This is a genomic window from Vibrio sp. 10N.247.311.51, assembly GCF_041467855.1.
In the GTDB taxonomy this organism is placed as follows: domain Bacteria; phylum Pseudomonadota; class Gammaproteobacteria; order Enterobacterales; family Vibrionaceae; genus Vibrio; species Vibrio coralliirubri.
The window spans coordinates 223,265-248,015 of the sequence record NZ_JBFSVK010000004.1; the positions used below are offsets into that span (position 1 = coordinate 223,265).

Sequence of the window (24,751 nt, forward strand, 5' to 3'; positions counted from 1 at the left end):
AAGTTTCTTCCACCTAATATAAAGTATTCCTCTATGTGTTCAAGGGATTAAATCAAATAATCCTCAATTGTGAAATATTTCACAATTGAGGGATATTTCTCAATTGTGATTCTGTTCACGGAAGAGGCGTAATAATTACTTCATAATCGCTCTCAAGTTGGACAATTAAGTGAGCAACGTCAGCGATGAGAAAAACAACAGCATTTGAACAAATACAAAAAGACATATTAATGTCAGTTGATAGAAACTTATCTCGAATTGGGAATAGAAACCCAATGATTGGCAAGGGTGCACCGGACTACGACTGGGTTTACCCAGATGAGTATTACTGGACGGATTCTTTTTGGGCTGGGCAACTTTGGTTGGCGTACAGCCTAACCGGTGAGAGTAAGTTCAAGAATAGTGCGCGAATGAGAACGGCTCATTTTGAAAAAGTGTTAGGGACCCCCCTTTGGATTGACCACGACATGGGCTTTCTTTATAGCCTGACAGCGGTCGCAGACTACAAATTGACCGGTTCAAAACCCGCAAGAGAGCAGGCACTTCGCGCAGCAGAAGCCTTACGTAACCGCTTTAACTGGAATGGTCGATATCTTCCTGCCTGGAATGCACAGCCTGACAACCCGGGGCACGCCGAGTTTGTCCAAGGTAAAATCATCATTGATTGCATGCAGAACTTGGGCTTGCTGCTTTGGGCGCACAGTGAAACAAACATCGAATCATTTAAAGAGGTGGCCATACAGCAAGCCGAGACCTCGTTTAAGTATTTAGTCCGTGAAGACTACAGCACCTATCACTCTTTTGATTTTGACCCATGCACCAACCAGCCAAAACAAGGCAAAACCGTACAGGGATACAGCGATGAGTCGTGTTGGAGTCGCGGTCAAGCTTGGGCCATTCATGGCTTCGCACAACTCGCTGAAACCTTAAATGACCCTAAGTATGCAGAAACAAGCGCGAAGCTTGCGGATTATGTGATCGATCAAATCGGTGAAGATTATATTCCTGTTTGGGATTACTCCATTCCTTCAGAAGACATGCAGTACAAAGATACTTCGGCGGCATCAGTGACCATTTCAGGTCTGTACATCTTGGCGTCTGCCTTTGACAAATTTAGTGTGACAGAGTCTGCATCTTATTACCGCGAGTTTGCTGACAAAATGTTGAACGCACTAAGAGCTCAGCATGATCTGACTGAGATTCCTCATGCTCAAGGTCTGCTTTCTGGTGCGGCTTCATTTGTGAAACTCGCTAAAGATGAGAGTACCCAGCATTTTGCTGATGGCATGCTTCCTTATGGTGATTATTACTATTTTGAAGCAGTAATGCGCTCTCTAGGCCACAAACAGTTTTTTTGGAATTAGGTAAAACTCATGGCTAACTACGAACGTTTTGATAAAAACCCGATGAATTCGAAAAGAAACTATCAAGTTCTTTTGAATGACCTTTTCGAGCCTTTGGTTCCGTACTTTCAGCAACAAGGTGCGGCCATTGATCTAAAAGAAGGCGGAGCGATTTTTGACATGAAAGCGAGTGCGTTGGAAGGCGTTGCTCGTCCATTATGGGGAATCATTCCACTAGTGAAAGGCGGGGGACAGTTTGAGTATTGGCCGCTTTATCACGATTTGATTTCTCAAGGCACTGACCCTGAGCACTCAAACTACTGGGGTCAACCTAAGGGAATTAATCAGCGAAGTGTTGAAATGGCGGCGTTTGGCTTCTTGCTCGCTGTACTTCCTGAACACGGCTGGGACCCTCTTTCTGAAAAGGCTAAAGACAACTTAGCTACCTGGTTGGCAAAGATTCAGTCATGCCCAATGCCACAAAACAACTGGCTATTCTTTACCATCCTTGTTCAAGCAGGTCTGCGTAAAGTAGGGCGCTCTGACCTTGTTGATATCGAGTTAGAGGCGGAATACTTAACAAAGCTTAAAGGGTTCTATCTCGGTGACGGGTGGTACGGCGACGGAGAGGTTGGCAACATTGACCACTATGGCGGCTTTGCTCTTCATTACTACGGCTTAATCTATGCCACATTGATTGAAAACAGCGATAAAGAGCTCAGTGACGTGTTTCTATCACGAGCGGCTGAATACTGCGAACCGTTCGCGTATTGGTTTGCCAATAGCGGGGAATGTCTAGCGCAAGGGCGTTCGCTGACTTATCGATTTGCAACGGCTGGCTTTTGGGGGGCAGCTGCGACAGCAAACCTTGAAACCATGCCACTTGGTGTGATCAAAGGTCTATGGGCAAGACAAATTCGTCAATGGCGTGGAAAGCCAATTTTCACGTCAAATGGCATCTTGAGCCGAGGCTATGATTATCCGAGTTTGAATGTATGCGAAGGCTATAATTCGCCGACGTCACCGTACTGGGCGTTCAAGGCTTTCTTGCCACTAATGTTGGAAGATTCTCATCCGTTTTGGTCTTGTAATGAACTGCCATTAGAGCTTGATAAAACGATTTACCCAATGCCAAGTGCGAGCTCCATTGCTCAGCGTGTGAATGGTCACAGTATTGTTCACTTTGCTGGCCCGATTGAACCTCAATTTCAGCTTGATAAATACAACAAGTTTGCTTACTCAACGGCGTTTGGGGCGGATATTGGGGCGCTTCAATACAGCAATATGTTAAGTTTTGGTGACAATATCTTGGCTCTGAGTTTCGACTCTGGTGTTAACTGGCAATACAGAATTAAGAACGAAAAAGTCACGGTTGATAACAATACATTAATAGCTGAATGGACCTCTGGTAACGTTTCAGTATTAACAGAAATAGAAGTACTGGAGTCTGGAGAAAGCATTCGAACTCATCACTTCACAACGGAACAAGAGGTTTGGGTTGTTGAGTCTGGTTTCTCGATAGGCAACTGGTATAGCGAGCACAAAATCGATGCTCAAAAAGACGGTATTGGTGCGAAATCTGCGCTAACAGGGGATAATGGGACCTCAGAAATAATTAGCAATGACCCGCATAAGAAACAAGCAAAATGCTGTTGTCGATTACACAGTAACCTTATTTCGCCAAGAACCCATGTGCCATATTTGTTAACAAAATTACCCGCAGGACAACATTTGTTATCCAGCAAGTTTAAGGCTGTCCCTAAAAAATAAATATAAAAGTCGAAGAGATGCAAAATAATTATATAAAGGCTACCCTATGAATAAGAACATATTAAGTTTAACAATTGGTTTAATGTCATTAAGCGGATTTTCTAATGCAAGTGAAAATGATATTCCAAACCTAAAAATATTAAGTGAACAAACAACGGCGTGGACACATAACTTCAACCCTTGGCTAGGGGGATTAAGTTCTGCAGAGTTTGCGTACGAACCTCTATTTATATTTAACCTGCTTGACGATACCAAAGAATACTCTTGGCTCGCGACAAGTTACGAAATGAATGAAGATCTAACACAACTTAACGTGAAATTAAGGGAAGAAGTGAAGTGGTCTGATGGGGTTCCTTTTACTGCCGACGATGTGATTTTTACCTTTAATTACACACATGAAAATCCAGCGATAGACATTACAGGGTTAGGCAGTTCTATCACCAGTGTTGAAAAGATTAATGCCCATGAAATAGTGATCAATCTTGCTAAAAAGAATGCTTTTTCGCACTTAGATATTCTGTCGACAAAGATCATTCCTCAGCATATATGGAAGGACATTAAAGACCCTGCTCAAGAGTTGGTGCAGTCCCCTGTCGGTACCGGCCCTTTTACTGAAATCGCTCGCTTTACACCGCAAGTTTATATCCAGTGTAAAAATGAACACTACTGGAACAACGAGCTTGCATTGAACTGCTTAGAGTTTCCTCAATATGCCTCAGACGATGCGGCGCTTGAAATGATGGGCAAAGGGGAAACCGATTGGAATGGCATTTTCGTTCCAGATATCGAGCGCTTGTTTGTTAACGCTTCTGAGGGAAATAAATACTGGTTCCCTTCTGGCGATGGCGTTCGTATTACCTTGAACTTTGAAACCAAAAATGAAGGAGCGAAGAAAGCGTTTAACGACATTAACTTTCGCAAGGCGTTCAACTTAGCGATGGACCGTGAAGCAATGCGTGACTTTGGTGCGTATGGGTATGTGCAGCTAGGTAATTCAGCGACGAACCTTCCAGCATCCCTGCAAAGCTGGCGAGACGCAGAGGCAGACGAGGCATGGAATCAGTATTCAGATTACAACCTGAAATTGGCGAAGCAATACCTAGCCGATGCTGGCTATAAAGACACGAATCGCAACGGTTACGTTGAAAACCCAGACGGTAGCGAGCTTCGCTTCGTGATGCAAGTCCCTAGTGGTTGGTCAGCGATGGTGAACAACGCCATGATCGCCATTGATGGTTTAAGAGCGGCGGGTATCAATGCGCATCTCATTACACCGGAAGTGCAGGCTTATAGCCAAAACTGGCGAGGTGGAAACTTCGACGCAACATTTGGTGGCGGCAGCATAGCCTCTTCGGGTTGGAAGTTTTACGAGTACACAATGCACTCGAGTTACGCTAAAGGTGGTCAGTGGTGGTCAACAACCATGACAAACTATCAAAATGATCAAATTGATGAAGTGATCCAGGAATTGAGCGTCACATTAGACAGTGACAAACAAAAAGAATTAAGCAGCAAAATAGAGAAACATTTCTCTGACAACTTAATTCAAATCCCACTTTATTATAATGCTATTTGGTATTCCTATAACGATACACGCTTTACCGGATTCTTTAGTGAAGATAATCCAGTGGCTCACCCTGCACCGTTCGAAAATAATAAGCTACTACATGTTATGCATATTAAACCTAGAACTTAGTCTATTTAAATTATTAATTTAGGAGTTCGAATAGAACTCCTCAAATTGACGATAAAGGGAAGATATGAAATATATACTTAATCGTTTAGGGTTTTACGTACTCGCTTTCTTTGCAGCAGTAACGATAAATTTCTTTTTACCGCGCTTAATGCCTGGTGATCCTATTCAATCTTTTTTAGCGCGATTGGCACAAAATGGTGGTCAAATTAGCGCGGAAACAATCGCATCTCTTGAAGTGTTATATGGTTATTCCAGTAATACTCCATTATTTCAACAGTTTGTAAATTATGTGCACTCTATCTTGATGGGTGAATGGGGAACCTCAACGCGTTTTTTCCAGCCGGTCTTTGAGATTCTTGGCCGAGGGATGTTGTGGACGCTGTTACTGGTTGGCTCTTACTTAATTCTTTCGTACACCATTACAACGTTACTTGGAATATACGTTGCTTGGAGACGAGGCACCTTGACTGACTCGATTGTCACCATCAGCTCTGTTGTGGTTTCTTCAGTACCTGCGGTTGTCATGGCACTTGGCATGTACTTCCTATTTGCCTCGAATCTCGGTTGGTTTCCAACTGGGTATGCCTATGACCCAGCGCTGGATCCCGGTTGGAACATCGAGTTTATTTCTAGTGTCACCTACCACTTAACACTGCCTTTGATTTGTATGTTGGCATTGGGTATGGGCGGTGTGATGGGCATGCGTTCAAACATGATCAATCAGCTCGGCGAAGACTTCATCGTGATGGGTTGGGCAAAAGGCGTAAAAGATAAAAAAGTCATGATTCAATACGGTGCACGAAACGCTGTGCTACCAATGATCACAACCTTTGCCATGTCTGTTGGGGCCATATTTGGTGGGTCGTTAATCATTGAGATTATCTTTAACTATCCAGGGCTTGGTCAGATTATATTCCAAGCGATGTTAGCTCGTGACTACCCGCTTATCCAAGGCTATTTACTTGTGATGACCGTGATGGTTCTGGGTGCCAACTTTATTGCAGATTGTTTGTTGTTTGTTCTCGATCCGCGTCTACGTACTGAACTAGATTAATTTGGGTGAAGAAAATGAAATTTATTAAATTGATGAAACAGTTCTTTGTCGATAATCCTAAAGCAGCCATTGGTTTAACCATTGTTATGACTGTCTGCTTAATGTGCCTTTTTGCACCGTTGCTAACGCAATACGACCCAGCTGCCCGAATCGGTAGACCACACATGGCGCCGAATATGGAAAACCTACTCGGGACGACTCGAATGGGGCGCGATGTTTGGGCTCAGCTCTTGTACGGCGGTCGAATCTCTCTGATGGTGGGTTTTGTGGCAGGAACCTTTGTTATCTGCATGGCAATGATCGTCGGAATTAGCTCTGGTTACTTCGGCGGTAAAGTAGATAACGTATTGTCTTTCTTCACTAACCTAGTGATGGTTATCCCAAGTTTACCACTGATGCTTGTATTGGCTTCGTTCCTCGATCAGGTATCGCCGCTGGTTATTGCCGTCATTATTGGTGCGACGTCTTGGCCGTGGGGCGCGCGAGTACTTCGCTCTCAAACTCTGGCAATTAGAAACCGCGATTTTGTTCATGCTGCAGAAGTGATGGGTGAGTCTAAGAAGCGCATGTTATTTGCTGAAGTGATGCCGAACATGATGTCTATCCTAGCTTCAAACTTCATCGGCACCGTGATATTCGCCATCATGACGCAAGCGACTCTTGAGTTCATTGGTCTTGGAGACCCGCTCAGTGTCACGTGGGGTGGAATGCTCTATAACGCAGACCAAACGTCAGCCATTCGTTTAGGTGCGTGGTGGGAAATTGCTGCCCCTAGTGTGGCTCTCGCATCGGTTGCCATTGGTTTAGCGCTTCTTAATTTCTCAATTGATGAAATCTCAAATCCTAAGCTAAAGGCACAGCGCATCATGGCTCGCTATCGCCGTGAAGAGAAAAAAGCGGAGAAAGCTGCGAAGGCTAAGAAGAACGAAGCGAAACTCGTGGAGCAAGTACAATGAAGAAACTCGTTGAAGTAAAAAACCTATGTGTAGACTACATCACTTTTGATGGCCGAGTTCGCGCGGTCAATGACGTTAGCTTTCATATTGAACAGGGTGAGATACTAGGATTAGCAGGAGAATCAGGCTGCGGAAAATCCACCATTGCGTATTCTTTGATGCGACTTCACAGACCGCCGGCGTTGATCTCTGAAGGCCAAGTGTTGTTTGAAGGCCAAGACGTGCTTAAAATGGATGAGGATGAACTTAGAAGTTTCCGCTGGAAAGACACATCCATGGTGTTTCAAAGTGCAATGAACTGTCTGAATCCAGTCAAAACCATTGAATATCAGTTTTACGACATTTTCGATGCCCATGGATTGGTTAACTCTCGTGAAGAATCAATAGAAAAGGCCAAGGAATTACTGCGCATTGTTGATATTCCTGTGGCGCGCCTGTTTGATTACCCACATCAGTTCTCTGGTGGTATGAGACAGCGCGTTGTTATCGCAATGGCACTGGCGTTAAAACCAAAACTTTTGATCATGGATGAACCGACCACGGCGCTTGATGTGGTTGTGCAGCGAGAGATCTTGCAGAAAGTACACCAATTGAAGCAAGAGTTTGGTTTTTCCATTCTGTTCATTACCCATGACTTGAGTCTGATGGTCGAGTTATGTGACCGAATTGGGATCATGTACTCCGGGCAGTTGGTTGAACTAGCACCATCAAAAGAGATCCTGAGTAAACCAAAACACCCGTATGCGCATGGCTTGGGCGACTCGTTCCCAACGCTTCACGGTGAACTTCAAGAGATGAAGGGAATACCAGGAACGCCGTTGGATCTAAAAAATGTACCAGAAGGCTGCCGTTTTTCTCCTCGTTGTTTCAAAGCAACGGAAACATGTAAAGCCGTTGCGCCGACATTGACATGTGAAGGGAACCGTTGGGTTTCTTGTCACTACCCAATATCGATAGAAAGTACAGAGAATGAACGCGAAGTAGAGGTGATCTAGATGGATACGATGACAAAAGCTAGCCACGAATTATTTGAAAAAAATCACCCCGTTGTTATGGAAGCAAAAGGGTTAACCATCGATTTTCCGAAAAAGAGAAGTTCATTTTTTGGAAAGAAAGAGTATCTAAGAGCGGTTAATGGCCTAGACTTCCAACTGCGCAAAGGTCGCTGCTTAGCCGTTGTTGGTGAGTCAGGATGTGGCAAGAGTACCAGTGCTAAAATCGCGACGAAGATCCACGAAGCTACCGATGGCGCGATTTTTTATCAAGGTAAAAACATTGACGATATCACCTCTAGTGAAGAGTTAGCAGCGTATCGAAGTGATGTTCAGATGGTATTCCAAGACCCATTCAGCTCCCTGAATCCACTTCATACGATTCGATACCACCTTTCGCGCCCGCTGAAGATCTATCATGGGTTAAAAAAAGGCGAAGAGATGGATAAGCGCCTAATTGATATTTTGACCCAGGTTGGTTTAACACCCGCTCGAGAGGTATTGGATAAGTTCCCGCATCAATTATCGGGTGGGCAAAGACAACGTGTATTCCTAGCTAAGACCTTAGCTATTGGGGCGAATGTCATTTTGGCTGATGAACCCACCTCAATGCTCGATGTTTCGATACGCATCGGCGTTCTGAATCTTATGAATAAGATGAAGAAAGAGATGGGCAAAGCGTTCATGTACATTACGCATGATATTGCCACTGCGCGCTATTTCGCCGACGATACTGTCGTTCTTTATTGTGGTCATATGGTCGAATGGGGAGATACCGAGAATATCACCCAAACTCCGCAACACCCATATACGCAACTGCTATTGGCTGCGGTGCCAGATCCAAGTCGAAGTATTCATGAATCACTGCCGACACATCGATCGATGGAAACGCCGATATGGTCACCGGATAAGAAAGGGTGTCCTTACGCGGCAAGGTGTCCTAAGGCAAAAGAAGAGTGTGGCGAATATTTACCAGAGCCTGTGGAAATAAACCCGAATCATTTTGTTCGTTGCCACTTGTTCAAATAAATAAAAATATAACTCAATTAATATTGGGTGCTAAATAAAAAATCGTTGGTGAAGTATATGAGCGAAATTAATAACGTTCCTTATTTTAAGGAATGGCCTGAAGTTGTGTCTAAAATTCCTAAAAATAATAAAATAGAGAAAGAGATTACTTCTATTTTATCCCAAATGACGTTAGAAGAAAAAATTGGTCAAATGATTCAACCCGAAATTAGGGAAGTGACGCCAGAAGAGTTTAAGGCTTATAAGTTAGGTTCGATGCTTAATGGTGGTGGAGCATGGCCAAATAGTAATAAGCATGCGTCAGCCCAAGATTGGGCAGATAAAGCGGATGAGTTCTGGTTAGTGAGTGAAGAAATGTTCAGTGACAGACCGTTCAGAATCCCTTTTATTTGGGCAACGGACGCCGTTCATGGTCACAATAATGTATTTGGTGCAACGGTATTCCCTCATAACATTGGATTAGGTTGTGCTCGTAATCCTGAACTCATTTTAGAGATTGGTCAGGTTACGGCGAGAGAGATCGTTGCAACAGGCTTAGATTGGACGTTTGCTCCAACCGTTGCGACTCCAAGAGATTTAAGATGGGGCCGGGTTTACGAAGGCTATTCAGAAGACCCAAGTATCACCTACGCTTACGCAGGAAAAATGGTTGAGGGCTTACAAGGCAACGTAGACCAACTAAAGAGTGATGAGAAGGTTTTGTCTAACGTGAAACACTGGGTGGGAGACGGTGGAACGGTGTCAGGCATAGACCGAGGGGTCAATACGTACAGTGAAGATTTGCTACGTAACATTCATGCGTGTGGTTACTTTAGCGGCTTAGAGGCAGGCGCACAGGTTGTGATGTCTTCATTCAATAGTTGGGAAAACTCGGCGAACTATGATTTAACACCGGAAGATGGAGAAGCGTATAACCATAAAATCCACGGCAGTAAGTACTTAATCAATGATGTTCTAAAGCAGACCATGGGCTTTGATGGGGTCGTCGTTACGGATTGGCATGGGCATTCTGAGGTAAACAAATGCACAGACACCAATGCAAACTACGCGATAAATGCCGGGAATGACGTTCTCATGGTTCCGGTGAGAGAAAACTGGAAAGGTGTGATTGAGTCCGCATTGGCTGGCGTTAAAAGCGGCGAAATCCCGATGAGCCGAATTGACGATGCTGTGCTGCGTATCTTGAGAGTAAAAATGCGCGCGGGCTTGTGGGAGAAGCCAAGACCGACACTAAGAAAATACGCGGGTAAACAAGATCAACTTGGTGCCAATTCGCACCGAGATCTTGCGCGCCGAGCAGTGAGAGAGTCGTTGGTTCTACTGAAAAATAAAGACCAGATCTTACCGCTTAGCCGAAACCAGAAGGTCATCCTTACCGGAAGTGCCGCTGATAGTTTAGAAAAACAAGCGGGCGGTTGGAGTTTAACTTGGCAAGGTGATGAAAACACGTTAGAGGACTTCCCTCGTGCAACAACCTTAAAAATGGCTCTCGAGTCTGAGTTAGGTGAAAGTCATGTCAATTACGATCCAGAGCTAACGTCAGAGCTTAATGAAGGTGATATTGCCATCGTCGTCTTTGGTGAGGATCCTTACGCGGAAATGATGGGAGACATCAAAGAGTGGCAATCTCTTGAATACCGCGCGTTGAAAAAAACATACCGCTCTGATTCAAACAAAATTGCTCAGTTGCAACAAGCGGGCGTGCACGTCATTAGTGTCTTTTTTAGTGGTCGACCTTTATACCTTAATGAAGAGATCGCGAACTCAGACGCGTTTGTCGCAGCTTTCTTACCGGGCAGTGAAGGCGTTGGTGTCACCGACTTATTACTTCGTGATGTCAACGGGGCGATCAGCCATGATTTTACGGGTAAATTGTCTTACAGCTGGCCGAACAAGAAGCGCAGTTCCACAGTCAATGTGATTCCGAATCATATTCCAGAATATCAACTGCCACAGAATGAACAATCTCCGAAAGGCGAGCATAAACCTCTGTTTGAATTTGGCTATGGGTTAAATTACACAACCGCTCTGCAAGAGGGCGACTTGGATGCCTTAGCCTTAGATAACGTAGAGCCTCTTGAGTCGCAGATAGATAGCTTGACTGAAGCGACAACGCACGTTTATGGGGTTCAATCAACCATTGGTGACTACCAGTTAAAAGTCGCTGACGAGGTTCACTGGATTGGCCACGATATTTCAAGAAATAACCAAATGGTGCTTAATGATGTCGTAACGAAACCTTATAACTACCAGCAACAACAGGATGCTATGCAGGTGACTGTTGGTAATACACTCTGCGCCGTTTACTTGGAAACAAGAGATGGCAGCGTTGAAAACCTGACCCGGTATAGAAATGGCACGCTGAGGTTTGAAATTAAAGGGTTAGTCAATCCAGAGAACAACGTGTACTTGTCACTTGAAAAAAGCGCGACTAGGGCAGGGTATAGTGATATCAACAAAATTGATATTACGGAATATTTTGTTGTTTCAGACCGTTTTGTCGAAGTGATAATAGATGTACAAGACCTGATAAAAATAGGGATGGACATTATATATGTGAATACGCCAATTGTTATATATGCGGAAGGGAAAGGAGACTTTGTACTCGCTAATGTCAGTTGGAATGAATAGTAATTAATTATAATACTAAATTAGTAAATTAATTTAACAGTATAAGAACTCTCTCCTTATTTTAAGGAGAGGGGAACTTTACGCCCAAAATCTGGGAATTAATAAAACAAATAATTAGAAAAATAATAACTTAACGGAAAACAAGGTAAACAATATGAAGATGAATACTCTCTCTACCGCAGTGTTATTTTCTCTTATCGGATTTTCAGGTGGTGCAGCAGCCTCAACCGACTTCTTCGGTTATGCGCGTGCTGGGCTTCACGTGTCACCAGATAGCTCAAATGGGAATGGTCACCCTGACTATATTAAAGCAGAAGGTGCATCTGGTCGTTATCGTTTGGGTAATGAAGACGATTGGGCCGAGCTTGGCGTGCGACATGACTTACACCAAGAGGGCAATCAGAGAGCAGAAATCGGTTTCATGATGGGTACATGGCATAACCCAATCTCTCGATCGAACTCGTTTACCATTATGCAGGCTTGGGGTCAGCTTTATGGGGTCATGGGTAGCGATATCACTAGCATGTGGGCCGGTCATCGATACACACGAAACTTAGCCGACGACATGTTGGATTTTAAGCACTGGGATAACACCGGTCGTGGTGTAGGTGTTAGAGACATTGAGCTGAATGAGTCTTTTGGTAACTCATTAGTGGACCTTGCCGTAACCTACCACAATGGCGATTACGAAGAGCTTGGTGTTGATCCTGATAGGCTGAAATCTGCTGTTATCTCACCAGAAGCAAGAATACATAGTATCGACTTCTTAGGCGGTAACTTAACTTTAGGTTTGAACTTTGCCTATGTCGTCGATGATACCCAGCTTGTTGAAAATAAAGGCAGTGATGCAGAAAAAGCGGGATACATGTTTACCGTTAACCATAAAGCGAACATAGGCCCTGCGTATAACATATTTACGATACAAGCGAATGGTGGGATTGGTGTCGCCGGTTGGACACAAGATGCAAAAGTGCACCTTGATGCGCCAGGCAACAGTTACCGAGTTTTGAACAATGGTTTCTGTACCATCAATGATCAGTGGTCTTGCCAATACTCAATCATGTACGAAAACGTTTCTATGGATGACAACAATTTGTCAGGCAAAGAGACATTGAGTGTGGGTGTTCGACCAAAATACAACTGGAGTAGCTTCACTCAAACAGAAGTAGAAGTCGGTTATCAGCAGGCAGAAAGCGAAAGCAACTATGGTAAAAACACCGCTTTCAAAGCAACGCTTGCACAAAAATTCCATTTTGGTGGCGTTCCGCATATTCGCATTTATGCAACGTATGCAGATTCAGAAACAAATTGGAAAGAAGACGGTTTTGGTTACCACATTGCGGATAGCAGTGAACTAGACACTTGGACATTTGGTGCGCAGTTTGAAGCTTGGTGGTAACCACTTTAATTAATACTAATACGATGAACCGGACATTGATTTTTCATAATCTGGAATCCACACATTAGTTGTTCCAATAATCTTATCGTTATCGATAATATTAACCGTAACGAAGCGGCTATCTCGAATTTGTATTGGGATAGTCGTTCTTCCATAACTGTTCGTGATTGAACTCGCCCCATTAGACGAGTTTGTTTCAACAACAGAACCCTCCATACTCGCCCCATCGTTAAAGACTGTTACTGATAGTTGATCATAAAAGGGCGTTACCTTTATTTCGACGTCGGCATAGCAGTAACCTGATACGATTAACGACAATAATGTTAAGCTTTTCAGAATCATTCCTTGTTCTCCTATTTGGTGGTTGATTCATATCTATATTAGTTGAGAGTCTGAAGATTGGGAAATTAACGTAGATATCCTAAGTTCCGGTTATTTTCACTTTCCACTCTCCCTGACCAAAAAGGTGGAGGCCAGTTGAGTTAATGGCTAGATGGTGAATAACCCTTTAGATTCATTGCGATATTTGACTTGAACCGCATTCGACGCATATCCCTGAATATTGACTATGACGGTTCTGTTTCCAACGCCAATCAACCTATAAAGTACGTATTAAATTTAAATATTGGGCGTTCTCCCTTCGGTCGGCTCATTCCGTCGTTTCACTCCTCTCGCGATAACTTATGTCACTGTTATCGAGCAAGCTCGATGTGACATTTAGTTACTGCGAACAATCACCCAACGCCTCCGCTACTGCGTAGCTGCGCCTCGTCGTGCCTCCTCGTTACCTTTCACTGATTTCAATTAAGTTCGAGTAAGGGCTTGCTGTCTTATGTGCTGATTTCCCTTTCGACTCGCATCATTTGATGGTGCTCGCAGGCTGTAGACCATCCTCACCCAGAACCCTCTTTGCAAGGGTAAATGAACGCTACGCGCCCTTGCAAAGAAGAACCCTGTTTGAGGAATGGACAGCCAAGCGGCTCCATAAAAGTGATACTCAAACAGAAAGGAAACTCCTTATGGCACAACGACACTCAACCCCAACTCTCTCTAAATTGAATTTCAGCGACCAGCGTTTCGCCGCTGGGCACGAAAGCTCACCAAAAAATGATATCTCTTTATTGCGTATTCCTCAGCGTACAGAGGAAGAAGAGCACGGCTTTTCTCTTACGCCGTGTAGCGACATTACCTCTGCTGAACTCAAAATCGCGGGATTTACTTCCCGTAATTCTAAGTTCTACCCATCCACTCTGGCTGAGGTTGAGAGGAATATCTTGCACCACTTTCAAATAGGGGACTTAACTGACAATTTTATTGTGAAGGATGTATCAACCCCTTCGAGAGCCCTCTTTTCGTTTCACCGTTGCCCGTTTTAATTACTGGGATATTTTTGTATTAACGTCAGGAATAAGTCATGAAATATTTATCTCACTATATTCAATCCAAACAAACGCAAGCATTTAATGAAGCTGGGGCATTTTTTGCCTTTTCCACTAAACAGTTCGATGAAGCAAAAAAAGAGGGCGTGAAATATGCGTTGTTAGGTATGGGCTTAATTTGCCCTGTTGATAATGCGAAGCAATTAATGAACCGTTTAGATTCTATTGCTCAAGAAGGGATCGCCGAAGACATCGAAGAGAATGGTAAAAAAGCGATCATTCGCCGTGAGCTATTCAATCACGAGTGTTTCTATACCAATGACATTTGTGATTGTGTCGAAAAGCTCGAAGGGTATGGCATTTCTTACGATGAAGTGTATGAGGTGTTTAATCACATTCGTAAAACGGAAGATGTTTATTAAATGCTAAAAGTAAAGCGCCTTGATATTTGCGGTATCAAATATCAAGGCAAATTCAATTTAAATACAGGGTAAATAAAATGAACATTAAAAATGTTACACCAGGTAACGAAGAAACAAAAGAAAAAAATTATGTTTGTACGGCTGTGCCGTTTGATCTTGGCAAAGTCGTTTGTACACAAGGCATTGCTGAACTGCTAAATAATAATATTGGTGTTAATTTATCGATTTACTTACATCGTCACCAAAATGGTGATTGGGGAAATGTCTGTGTTGACGATAAACTTACCAATGATGAAGCCACCAAGACAGGCGAGCGGGTTTTATCTAGTTACACCATTTGTAATGAACAAGTCTGGATAATTACCGAGCGTGATCGTAGTTGCACTACGTTTTTACTCCCTAATGAATATTGATGACGTCAATTTACGCGATATAATGGAGTCTCTTTAGACTCCATTTTTTAGCTTATGAAAAAATCAATATTATTATTGTCGATATTTCCAAGTGTTGGGTATTCGTTTTGTTTTGATGAAGCAGGGCAGTATTACAATGTTGACCCGGGGTTATTGCGAGCGATAGCGCAGGTCGAAAGCAGTCTTGATCCTAATGCTTATAACGAAAACAAAAATAAACAAGGTCAAGTAACCAGTCGCGACTTTGGACTCATGCAAATTAACTCTAGTTGGTTTTCTCGACTGGCTGAATTTAATGTCAATGAAACCAATGTTTACGAACCTTGTTTTAATGTTTCATTAGGTGCGTGGGTATTAAGCTCTAACTTTGCCAGTCATGGTTATAACTGGAATAGCGTGGGTGCTTATAATGCAGGATTTCTTAAACGTACCGAGAGTGCCAGGAAAATATACATCAAAAAAGTTCAAAAAGTCTATTATCAGTCACCATTAAAATAACCCTTCTTGCACCGTAATAGTGCAATGAGAGTTGTCTCACTATCTTCTTTTTCCGTTTTACATTCCTTCCCTAATGGTGTCAATCACCCTCGGTTCAATCGCCAACGGTTCGGCTTTTGCTCTCGACGTTTCTAAAACAAGTCCAAAAAACACAAACTTGATGGAGACTCATTGGAGGTCATTGTTACCGCTTTAGAATCAACCACACACCACGGCGCATTGAAATCAATGCAAATGGTTGTCTGTTAAAAACATAAAGACAATAAAAACAAGAATTTAAAGATATAATAGTCGTTTAAAGTAACGTGGAAAAATTTTCAAAAATTACACTAATTAGCCGCTTAAATTTCAATGGATAAATATATATTTTCAATGAATATTGATTGACCCCTTATATACAAAGCGATGAGAGCATTTTCAATGTCATTTTAATTGGAAATCATTGAATGTTGATTTAGCCCTTTATTGACAAGGCTTAATGGGTGTTTTATAAAATTAATTGATTGAAATTTCATTGGAATAACAATGCTTTTAATTGGGATTGAGGAGGGCAATATGACACGTTCTTATCCATTACAAAGCTCATTACGTGGAAAGTTAGCGCAAGATTTTAAGACGTTTAGGGATAAGGAAGCCTTAAGTGATGCCGAGGCCACACGGCAACTTTTGATGTTGGCACTGCGCATTAAACTCAATGACAGTGAGGATGATAGTCCATCGAATCGTGAGTTGATGGAAGAGATTTATCGTGTCGTTCGTGGTTCATCTGCGATCACTGATGTGGTTCATGGACAAACCTTTGATGGTGAAAAATTATTCCGAGAACAAAAAGAATCCAAACCCTTTAGGCAACAGGTGAAATCTGATATCGATAATAAAGTCGATGAGTTTCTGGCAGGCAAAAAAAAAGGGTAGTCCATTGGACACCCCTTTTTCTACCGCTCTAACTCTCTATCTAGTTTATTATATTGGTCATTGTTGTTGTCACGCTCCTGATTAAAATCAAACGTTTTTTGAGGGGAGGCTTCTTTGCTGTCGAAGTGTTCAAGCTCTTTATCTTTGATTGCTTTTGTGTGTTGATTAATATCAGTATCTGTCTTGTTGGTTAATGAATCATGGTCTTGAGTGGGTGTGTCGAATTCCTCTTTTTGTTGATGCGTTTGTTGATGGTATTGTTCAATAGCCTGTTTGATTTCCTCAAGCATATTGTCAGGCGAAACAAACTGAATATGTCTCCCTGAAAAGTTGGCCATGATTTTTTCAACGTTGTTGGGATTTAAATCCGTATTGCCTTGACTCAGTACAATCACAACGTTCTGTCTGATTTCATCGGTGGAGATATTCTGAATGTCATTCTTATGATTGACATTGATAATGTCGTATTGGCCTTGATGCGCTTGATTAATAATAAAAGCATTCTCGATTGAGGTACTGATTATGGTGGTGTGCAAATCACTGCCTTGATGGAATCGCGTTATTTTTTTTGGATTTCGTGCCTAATATCCGTGGATTGATATCGAGTGCCAGATCTTTATTTCCTTGCCCGTCTAAATAAGTCACTTCAATGGCTTTTGTTTCTCCTTTTTTATCGTGAATGTTAGTTATCATCGCCGGGTGGAATGTCTTATCCTCTGAGGAATACACCGCTTGATGAAAATGAACATGGTTATTCTTAGGGTGTTCAATCCCGAATTTATTGAGGTAAGTTTCGGCTAATGTGCCTGTGAGTGGCTGACTGGTTTGTATATATTCTTTCGCTCTCTCTTCAAACCTGGCCATGTGTTTTGGCGTCGTATTCAGTAATTGATCATGTTTAGGGTTGGCGGTGAGTTGGTATTTATCCGGCTTATTGAGCATGTTGTGGGCTTCTTTCATTGCCTCCTTATAGTTTATTTTCCTACAACTCATCATCAAATTGATGAGTGAGCCTTTTTCACCGATGGTATAGTCTTTAAAATACCCTCGATATTCCCCCGTTAACGAGACTTTTATCGCCGATTTTCCAAGGCCAAAAGTGAGGTAGTCACGGTCTGATTTAGATGGGTTCGGTTGGCCCAATAGATTGATGGCTAAGCTTTCGGTGTATTTAGGGAGCGCTTGGTTGATGTGGTCTTTAAATTGGTTGTAGTCAAAATCTCCGTTTTTATTTTGATAACGCACGTCTTCATGAGGCAGGGCTTTGTCATTAAAGTAAGGAGTACTGTGTGGTGAAATGTTTTCGATGGTTTCAATGGCACTGTGTTTATTGACCTCTTTCGATAACCAGCTCTTCATCATCTGTTTTGGGTTGTCAGTAAAGAGTTTCACATGAGTACTCGCCCGGCTTAAATCGATGTAAGCACGTCTTAAGTTCGTCAGTGCGCCTTTGCCCTTGAGGGTGGTAATGACGTTCTGATACGTCGCACCTTGCGCCATATCTGCGGTTCTGGTGTAAGCGTAATCCCAATGCCCGTCTTTGAGTTGGTTTGGATTGAGGTTTAACGTTTGCCCCTCTTTCGACAGCGCGGTGATTTCCTCATTGGTGGCACGGCTGATGGTGTATTCCACATTGGCTTTAATGCCTCGCGCTTTGTCGGTAAAGCGGGTCATGATTTTGTCACCGGTTGAAAGCGGCTTTTCTGATTGAGCGAAGAGTGACGTGTATTTGTGGTCTTTGTTACGTGGTAAAAACGGCTTTGTCTTACCTGTATTCACGTCTTGAAGGGTCACCACACCGTGCTCCGAATCAACGTGGGTAATGATGTCGTACTCTCCTGGCTTGGTGCTTAAAATGAGCCCTTTCTGATAAGGCATCATGGTGGTTAACTCTTCTTTGCTATCACCTGTAGAGCGTAATCGGGTGGTGATGATGTTTTCTTGGCCTATCTCCTGTGTTTTCATCAGTCCGGCACGAATGTGCTCAGAGATGTGGTCACGCTCATTATTCGTGTAAGCAATGATCAGCGTGTTTTCTCGTGTCTCGGGCGTACGGGCAAGGTAGTCCTGCGCGACAGCGTAAGGCAGCTTTTCGGTGGCGATGAGTTGCGCTTTGCTTTGGTCTTTCGCATTCTCATCGAGGGTGGAGACGATATGTTGCGTGCTACCGAGTGTATCAGGGCCTTGCTGAGAGAGTTTATCGAGGGCGCTGTCTGGCTGCTTATCTACAATGTTGTGTACGGCGCCAAGCAGTATTTCATTCTTCTGACGAAGGATGTCGGTCATAAAAGCCGTATCGATGAGTCCTTGGCTCATACTTAATTCAAACGGTTTACCAGCATTAAGAGACAGCAGCTGCTCTTTATCCCCGAGCAAGGTGGCTTTGGAGCCGCTTTGCAATACAAGGTCGGTGAGCTCTTTGGCTTGTTGGTTGCTGACCATCGAGCTTTCATCAAGGAAGAACAGGGTGTTTTTGTACTCCTTTGGTAAGGTGATGCCACGTCTTAGGTCGGTCAGTAAGCTTTCCAGCGTTTGCGCTTGTATTCCTTTACTTTCCAGTTCGCCTACGGCGGCGTGCGTTGGCGCAATACCTATGATTTGTGAAGGTGAGTGTTTACTGGCTTGGCTAGCGTGTTGAATCAATTCAAGGTTGGATTCGAGCAGGGTGGATTTACCGGTGCCCGCCAAACCTTGCACGGCCACAAAACTGTCTTTGGTCGTTGAGATAAGGGTGATGCCGTCCTTTTGTCCTTGGGTAAGGCGAGGCTGTGCATCGAGATAATGTCTGACTTGTTGGTGGGTGGCAAACGGCTTGTGTTGATTTTTCCCTTGATCAATGTTTCGTAAAATGTGTTTTTCGGTATCGAGTGCCGCTTGGGTGGTCCAGCGTGTACCATCGCTGTATTCGGCAGAGAGGACGTCACTGCGTTTGGCGAGCTCTGTTTCAATTTGCTCTTTGATTATCGGTTGATTGGCCTCTTCAAAAGCGTAACGGATGGCTTCGACGACTAACTCTTTTTGTGTAAACGCCGCTTCTTTTTCAGAAAGATGACCCAGGGCAAAGTTCAACGCTTTCTCTTGCAGTGGTGAATTGTGCTCTTTGTTTAAGAGAGTGAGGGCTTGCTCGATGTCGCTTTTGACTGTGGCGGCGGTGGTTTCAGAGAGGTAGCGGTCGTTGACGTTTTGAGTCTGCATGACTCGCTCGATGGCAGAAAGCTTCACTTCGCTTTTCTCAAGCGCGGCCTGGGCTTTATCGGGGTTGTCGGTAAACACATCGATGCGCGCGCTTTTCTCGGTCAGCTCGTGAAAGAGCGCTTTCGAGAGCGTAAAGGCTTTGCCTGAAAGGAGGGTGTGCGCCTTTGGTTCGATATGAGTGGCGGTATGGACATAGTCGTATTGTAGTGGTGCGTCTTTCAGGGCTTCAACGGGGATGGTGTTCGATTCGCCCTGCGTGTCCGTTAACGTTAGGGTTTCTTTAGAAATATCCGTGACTACGTAACGCTCATTGGCGTTCAACTCAGATGGAAAGTGCTTACCGGTGGTCATAAGGCGTTCACCTTGGTTAACTTGCAGCGAGTCAGGTTTAAAGATCTGCATGTTGAGGGCTTTGAATCCGGCGGAAGCGGGATCGAGGGAGTATTCTTGTCCATCGGTTTTGCTCAGGACATGGAGTCGATTGTTTGCCTTATCCGAGGTTGAAACCACTAACTCTTGAGGTTGTCCGTCTTCCCAATGGCGAAGGAGCATACCTGGCTTGTAATGTTGCGCTAACTCCTGTTGGGGCTTAGACAAATAATGAGGATGCTGAGTGAACAAGGTGATACCGCTGCGGGCAAGTTGACCCTCGTTCTGCAGAGAGGTACGGATCGCGTCCGTCAATCGTCGTTGTTCAAGGTGAGAAGTCGCCAGCACTTGTGTGTCTTCTTTGTTTGGTAAGTGGGTATACGCTCTAGCGAGGGTGCGTGTATCGCTGTTGTGCAAGGTAACCTTACTGTCTTTCTGTTTGCTGTCTACCCAAGAGTGCGAGACGACGTTGCCTCTGCGATAAAGCTCGATGGCGTTATAAGATTTAAAACCTTGGCGACTGGACGTATTGTTCAGCAAGATGACTTTGCTACCCGATCCTTTAGCTTTTGCGTTTAAAGCCATCAACTCATTGGCGCTCATTTTGTGGGCGCTGTCGACGAGAAGGATGTCTTTGTTGGTCATAGGGACGTCTGAGTGCAACAAACTATGGACAGAGTGACGATGCTCTTCTTGAAATCGGTGTTTTACCCAAGTGGCGACCGTATGACTTTCACGTTGGATGTTTTGGTTATGACGGTGTTTGTCTTTGGCGTTTTGTGACACTAAGTGGACTCGTTTACCGACATGGTTGCCGACGTTCAATAGGTTCTGCGCGATTTGCTCACTGCTGCCAAACACATTGACTACATGAAACTGTTTGGTGGACTGGTAAATGTCCGCTACCTTTTGGCGATTGCCTTGAGTGAGGTTCAGTTTATCTAACGTGGCGTCATTGACTGGTGTGCGCATATGGCGCGCACGCCCTTGAGTGGCCTCCATGAGTGTTTGTTCGGTTTTCAGCATGGCTTGAGTGGTGTATTGACCTTTTTCTGCAAGAGGGATAAGTGCCCCGTCTTTCACCCATTGGTCAGCGACCACTTTAAGGTCAATCGCATTGGCTTGTACGCCGCCTTTGGTAAACTCGGCCGCGGCTAACTCTATGACCTTTTCCAGTTTTAATGCCGTGTTGTATTCCCCTAAGTGTTCAATGGCGCGACCAAACGCGTCTTTAGCGATTTCTTCAGGGTTATGTTCTTGTGGAGTGAGCCCTAGGGCGTTTTTAACCAGTTCTTCGGGCTTATGTCCTGCGTTGCGCACCGTTTGTTGCCAATGAGCATTGAGCGTTGCCTCACTTTCGTAGGTTTTGGACTTGCGCGTATCAAGGTTGGCTACGTCTTTTGCCGCGCGGGATTCAAAGCCTAAATCTAAGGTTTGTTGTTCTATTTGTTGTGAGCGAGTGGAGAAGGTGTCGATTAATACTTGAGGAACGCCTTCAACATCAAATTGACCATTGCCGAGGGCTCGCGTTGTATAGCCTAACTCTATAACTTCTTTAGCCAATTGGCTCTGGTATAAAATACCGTAGTATTTTTGGAAGTTGTAAATGCGCTCGCCTGTCCCATTGATGACACCGCCTTTTTGTTTGAGAGAAGAGGCGAGTGTACGCAGTTGCCCTTCTTTGTCGCGTGTCATGTTTGCCGTCAAGGCATGGGAATGGAGTTGTGGATCGTTTTCACGACTGGTTTTATGGCGCACGACCGCAAAGGCCATGTTTTCGGTATTGTTAAACTCACGTCCCCCTTCTTTGTTAATCGAGACGGCTTGTGCTGCGTCTGTCTCTAATTGAGATAGAGCAAATTTGACCGCGTCATTATGTGCATCAATAAGGCGAGTATCCCCGCCAACGAGTGCGAGCGTGCTTAATCTTTTTGGTGCTGAAAAAGTCAGGTCAAAACCACATTTATGGTCGCCCCGTTTACCCTTGATGGTTTCATTGCCTAGGTGTCCAGATAAAACGAACTCTAACGTTTTTTGGTCAACCGGTTTACCGATTAGGCCTGCTTCTTCGGCTAACTGACCGTGCCAAAAAGTGTTGTCATCGGTACTGCTTTTTTTGAGGTAGTAGTTGTCGTTACTGTCTTTTTCGAGTGACGTATCAAGGGTATTTTGGGTGTTTTCTTCGTTTAAGTAATACTTGGCGGCGCCAGAGGCGGATTTAAGAGGGCTAATGGACATCATAAGGTGTTCTACTTTTGTTGAGGCGCAGCAAAGCCGCCACGTCAGCGAAATGCCGGTGATTTGGATTTGGTACGAATGGGTTAGTGGACGGCGTTGATGTGAATGAAAGGGGTTAGGGCTTGTTACAGGGGAGGGCAAAATTGTTTTTGCTCTCAGTGAGCATGGATGTTGTATTTTGTGTGGTTAATCGTACATCTCGCCCGGTTCTATTTGTGTCATGGACGCCTCTTCGGTTTCTCGCTGAAGTGCATTTTGTGTGTCTTCTGCGAGCTGTTGGTTTTGGGTTGCGTTGGTGGTCGGTTTTTTCTTTTTCGAGGCTTTGGCAAGGGTTTGTTTTTGAAGGGCTCTGGTTTGTTGTTGCTCTTCTTCGTTTTCGTACGTACTTTGCTGGATGGCAAGTAATCGATTTCTTTGGGTTTCATCGAGTTCATGCAAAGCAATTAACTCATGAAAAATTAAGGCTTGGTCGATGCTCTCCATTGCTTTCCCTCCAGGGATGATGCGTTTGATGAAAGAGGGTTGGAGATTGCTCATGCGATCGTATTTCAGTTGAAGCTTAGTGATGAGCATAGAGTTAGGTGTACGTAAGTAGCACTCTAAATCATCCAATCCTTGGATTTGGGCAGGAGAAACCACAGGACGCGTTTTGTTTTGATGGCCGAGTGAGACACCATCACGTAATGCGTTAGCACCGTAAGAAATATTTTCTCGTGAGATATCGATTTCTTGCTCACCAAGATCATCCGAGGAAATGGTGGCCATCGCTTTTGAAGGGGCGCGGAAGAAAAAGCGTGTGTTGAGCAAATCAAAAATGACTCTGGCCGCGTTGCGACCGTAAGTGGTTTCTAATTGAGCGTAAGATTGCAAACCCAGTACATAACACCCCCCAAACTTACGCACTTCAGAAATAATGTGAGTGAGCTCAGGCAGTTTATGTAACGTAGGCATTTCATCGATGATCACCCAAATTCGGCGGTCTTCATTGGGCTCCATCCCTAGAATGGCGTTGGAGGCAATCGCAAGCCACATCGAGATCAATGGTCTGAGGGCGGTGTGTTGTCTTGCATTACTGGATAGGAATAAAAATCCTTGCTGGGATTCATCTTGCACCCAATCTGCGATCGAAAATGGCGCCCGTTTACGGTGGCCTTGTGCGTCTTTTTCATCCAAACCATGTAAGTAACGTAAGGACTTAATGTAAGTCGCCAGAACCGATTTGATGGAGATCGCCGTCTTCTCGATACTTTTCGAGACCAGGGAGCTGGCTTCGGTGTCTTTTAAGTGTTCACCGAGAGTAGAAAGCTCAGACGTTAAGATAATGTGCAGCAAATTTTCAATCGTACATTCATGTTTTTCATCGAGCATCATTTGATAACAGGTTGCCGAGAAAATGGTTCGTGCGGAGTCTACCCAAAACGGGTCGCCTTCGCCGTGTTGCGGGATAAGCGCGGCCGCGAGGGATTCAAAGTCTGGAGCCTCTTTGGCATCACTCCAAATATCCCACGCAGCGCAACGCTCATCGAAGGGATTCAAAATCACGTCTTTATGCGGGTCATAGAATTTACTGACAAAATCGCAGCCTTTATCGTAAATGATGGTTTTATCGCCTCGCGCGCGTATCCAGCGCAAGAGTTTGCGAATCGCAACGGATTTACCTGCACCTGTGGTGCCATCAATCAGCAGGTGTTTGACCTCAAACCTATCAATAAAAAGCTTGTGACCATCGAGCGCAAAAGGGGAGAGTTTTTTCTTCTTTTTTAACTCTGCGGTGACGGCTTTAGGCTCGGCCAATTGAAAGCCTCGAATGTGATTATCTTCGCTCTGCTTCTGCCCTTTTCTCTTAAACCAGTGGTTAATCATCACAAACAGCATGGTGGAAGCGGCCACATAGACCAGTAGGCCAACAAACAGGGCTTGCAGCAATTCTTGGTAGCACTGTGCCAAGATGGGGTTTTGCAGTTGTTGTCCAAGGGTGCTGCTGTAGCGTTGCTCTTCCCACTCGACCACCACGTTGCGCTCTAAGCTAAAACCTAACTTGTTGAAAAGCCAAAATAGACTGTAGTAGTAGGCACCCGTGAATGTGTTAGTCGAGGTGATGAAGTAGGTGGTGAGGATTCCCAGTAAGGCCGCGAAGATATTGATGTACTTTATTGTGGTCACGTTCACTTGCCACCACATACGAATGTTGTGAAAAGTGATTTGACCACCACGAGTCGTAGACATAGAAAAACTCCTTGTGAAGGAAAACAAAAAAGCGCCCACACTGAGTGAGGCGCTTTTGTTCGGTAGAATGAAATCAGGAATAAGGTGACAGGTTACAAAGGAGGTGTATTACGAGTGCCAAGGCTAAGGTACGACAGAATCGTTTGGTGATCACAATTAAGATTGACCAGTTGTCATTACTGAGGGAACATGACGGGATAAGTACCAACCGATTCTGTCATGCCTT

At 44.1% G+C, this 24,751-nt stretch carries 15 protein-coding genes and 2 pseudogenes; 14 read left to right on the forward strand and 3 right to left on the reverse strand.

Annotated elements, in window-relative coordinates; genetic code table 11:
* The first annotated feature begins 230 nt into the window (after positions 1-230).
* The 9 genes from AB6E85_RS06120 (at position 231) to AB6E85_RS06160 (ending at position 12,870) form a co-directional block, all read left to right on the forward strand.
* The gene (locus AB6E85_RS06120) at positions 231-1,364 is read left to right on the forward strand and encodes a hypothetical protein (protein WP_372141866.1); all 1,134 of its coding nucleotides are present in this window, start codon (positions 231-233) and stop codon (positions 1,362-1,364) included.
* Positions 1,365-1,373: 9 nt separating this feature from the next.
* Positions 1,374-3,113, forward strand: a complete 1,740-nt coding sequence (locus tag AB6E85_RS06125; protein ID WP_372141868.1) for a DUF2264 domain-containing protein — start codon at positions 1,374-1,376, stop codon at positions 3,111-3,113.
* A gap of 46 nt (positions 3,114-3,159) precedes the next feature.
* Positions 3,160-4,809 (forward strand): ABC transporter substrate-binding protein, encoded by a 1,650-nt coding sequence (locus AB6E85_RS06130; RefSeq protein WP_372141869.1) that lies wholly within the window; start codon positions 3,160-3,162, stop codon positions 4,807-4,809.
* Positions 4,810-4,873: 64 nt separating this feature from the next.
* Positions 4,874-5,863 (forward strand): ABC transporter permease, encoded by a 990-nt coding sequence (locus AB6E85_RS06135; RefSeq protein ID WP_372141870.1) that lies wholly within the window; start codon positions 4,874-4,876, stop codon positions 5,861-5,863.
* Positions 5,864-5,877: 14 nt separating this feature from the next.
* Complete coding sequence (locus AB6E85_RS06140) at positions 5,878-6,819, forward strand: ABC transporter permease (protein ID WP_372141872.1); 942 nt, start codon at positions 5,878-5,880, stop codon at positions 6,817-6,819.
* Positions 6,816-7,814, forward strand: coding sequence for an ABC transporter ATP-binding protein (locus AB6E85_RS06145; protein WP_372141873.1), 999 nt, complete (start codon positions 6,816-6,818; stop codon positions 7,812-7,814). The genes AB6E85_RS06140 and AB6E85_RS06145 overlap by 4 nt, the downstream gene beginning before the upstream one ends.
* Positions 7,815-8,840 carry an ABC transporter ATP-binding protein gene (locus AB6E85_RS06150; RefSeq protein WP_372141874.1) on the forward strand — a complete coding sequence of 342 codons (1,026 nt, stop codon included), beginning with the start codon at positions 7,815-7,817 and terminating at the stop codon, positions 8,838-8,840. It abuts the gene before it with no gap.
* 57 nt (positions 8,841-8,897) lie between these two features.
* Positions 8,898-11,471 (forward strand): glycoside hydrolase family 3 N-terminal domain-containing protein, encoded by a 2,574-nt coding sequence (locus tag AB6E85_RS06155; RefSeq protein WP_372141875.1) that lies wholly within the window; start codon positions 8,898-8,900, stop codon positions 11,469-11,471.
* A 154-nt stretch (positions 11,472-11,625) separates the two neighbouring features.
* On the forward strand, positions 11,626-12,870 hold the full coding sequence (locus AB6E85_RS06160; protein ID WP_372141876.1) for a carbohydrate porin: 1,245 nt from the start codon (positions 11,626-11,628) through the stop codon (positions 12,868-12,870).
* A 427-nt stretch (positions 12,871-13,297) separates the two neighbouring features.
* On the opposite strand, the pseudogene AB6E85_RS06165 reads toward AB6E85_RS06160, so the two are convergent.
* A pseudogene (locus AB6E85_RS06165) lies at positions 13,298-13,416 on the reverse strand (IS5 family transposase); the annotation flags it as partial.
* Positions 13,417-13,889: 473 nt separating this feature from the next.
* Here AB6E85_RS06165 and AB6E85_RS06170 point away from each other — a divergent pair.
* From AB6E85_RS06170 to AB6E85_RS06190, 5 genes are all read left to right on the forward strand, one after another.
* The gene (locus AB6E85_RS06170; protein WP_372047800.1) at positions 13,890-14,246 is read left to right on the forward strand and encodes a hypothetical protein; all 357 of its coding nucleotides are present in this window, start codon (positions 13,890-13,892) and stop codon (positions 14,244-14,246) included.
* 38 nt (positions 14,247-14,284) lie between these two features.
* On the forward strand, positions 14,285-14,671 hold the full coding sequence (locus tag AB6E85_RS06175; RefSeq protein ID WP_372141878.1) for a hypothetical protein: 387 nt from the start codon (positions 14,285-14,287) through the stop codon (positions 14,669-14,671).
* A 77-nt stretch (positions 14,672-14,748) separates the two neighbouring features.
* Positions 14,749-15,084 carry a type I restriction endonuclease subunit M gene (locus tag AB6E85_RS06180; RefSeq protein WP_372141879.1) on the forward strand — a complete coding sequence of 112 codons (336 nt, stop codon included), beginning with the start codon at positions 14,749-14,751 and terminating at the stop codon, positions 15,082-15,084.
* A 54-nt stretch (positions 15,085-15,138) separates the two neighbouring features.
* Entirely contained in the window at positions 15,139-15,582 is a 444-nt protein-coding gene (locus tag AB6E85_RS06185; protein WP_372141880.1) for a lytic transglycosylase domain-containing protein, read from the forward strand.
* A 555-nt stretch (positions 15,583-16,137) separates the two neighbouring features.
* Positions 16,138-16,497, forward strand: coding sequence for a hypothetical protein (locus tag AB6E85_RS06190; protein ID WP_166672906.1), 360 nt, complete (start codon positions 16,138-16,140; stop codon positions 16,495-16,497).
* A gap of 20 nt (positions 16,498-16,517) precedes the next feature.
* Here the strand turns inward: AB6E85_RS06190 and traI are convergent.
* Positions 16,518-22,302, reverse strand: a pseudogene (gene traI, locus AB6E85_RS06195) (conjugative transfer relaxase/helicase TraI).
* A 183-nt stretch (positions 22,303-22,485) separates the two neighbouring features.
* On the reverse strand, positions 22,486-24,525 hold the full coding sequence (gene traD / locus AB6E85_RS06200; RefSeq protein ID WP_372141882.1) for a type IV conjugative transfer system coupling protein TraD: 2,040 nt from the start codon (positions 24,523-24,525) through the stop codon (positions 22,486-22,488).
* Between the last annotated feature and the right edge of the window lie 226 nt (positions 24,526-24,751).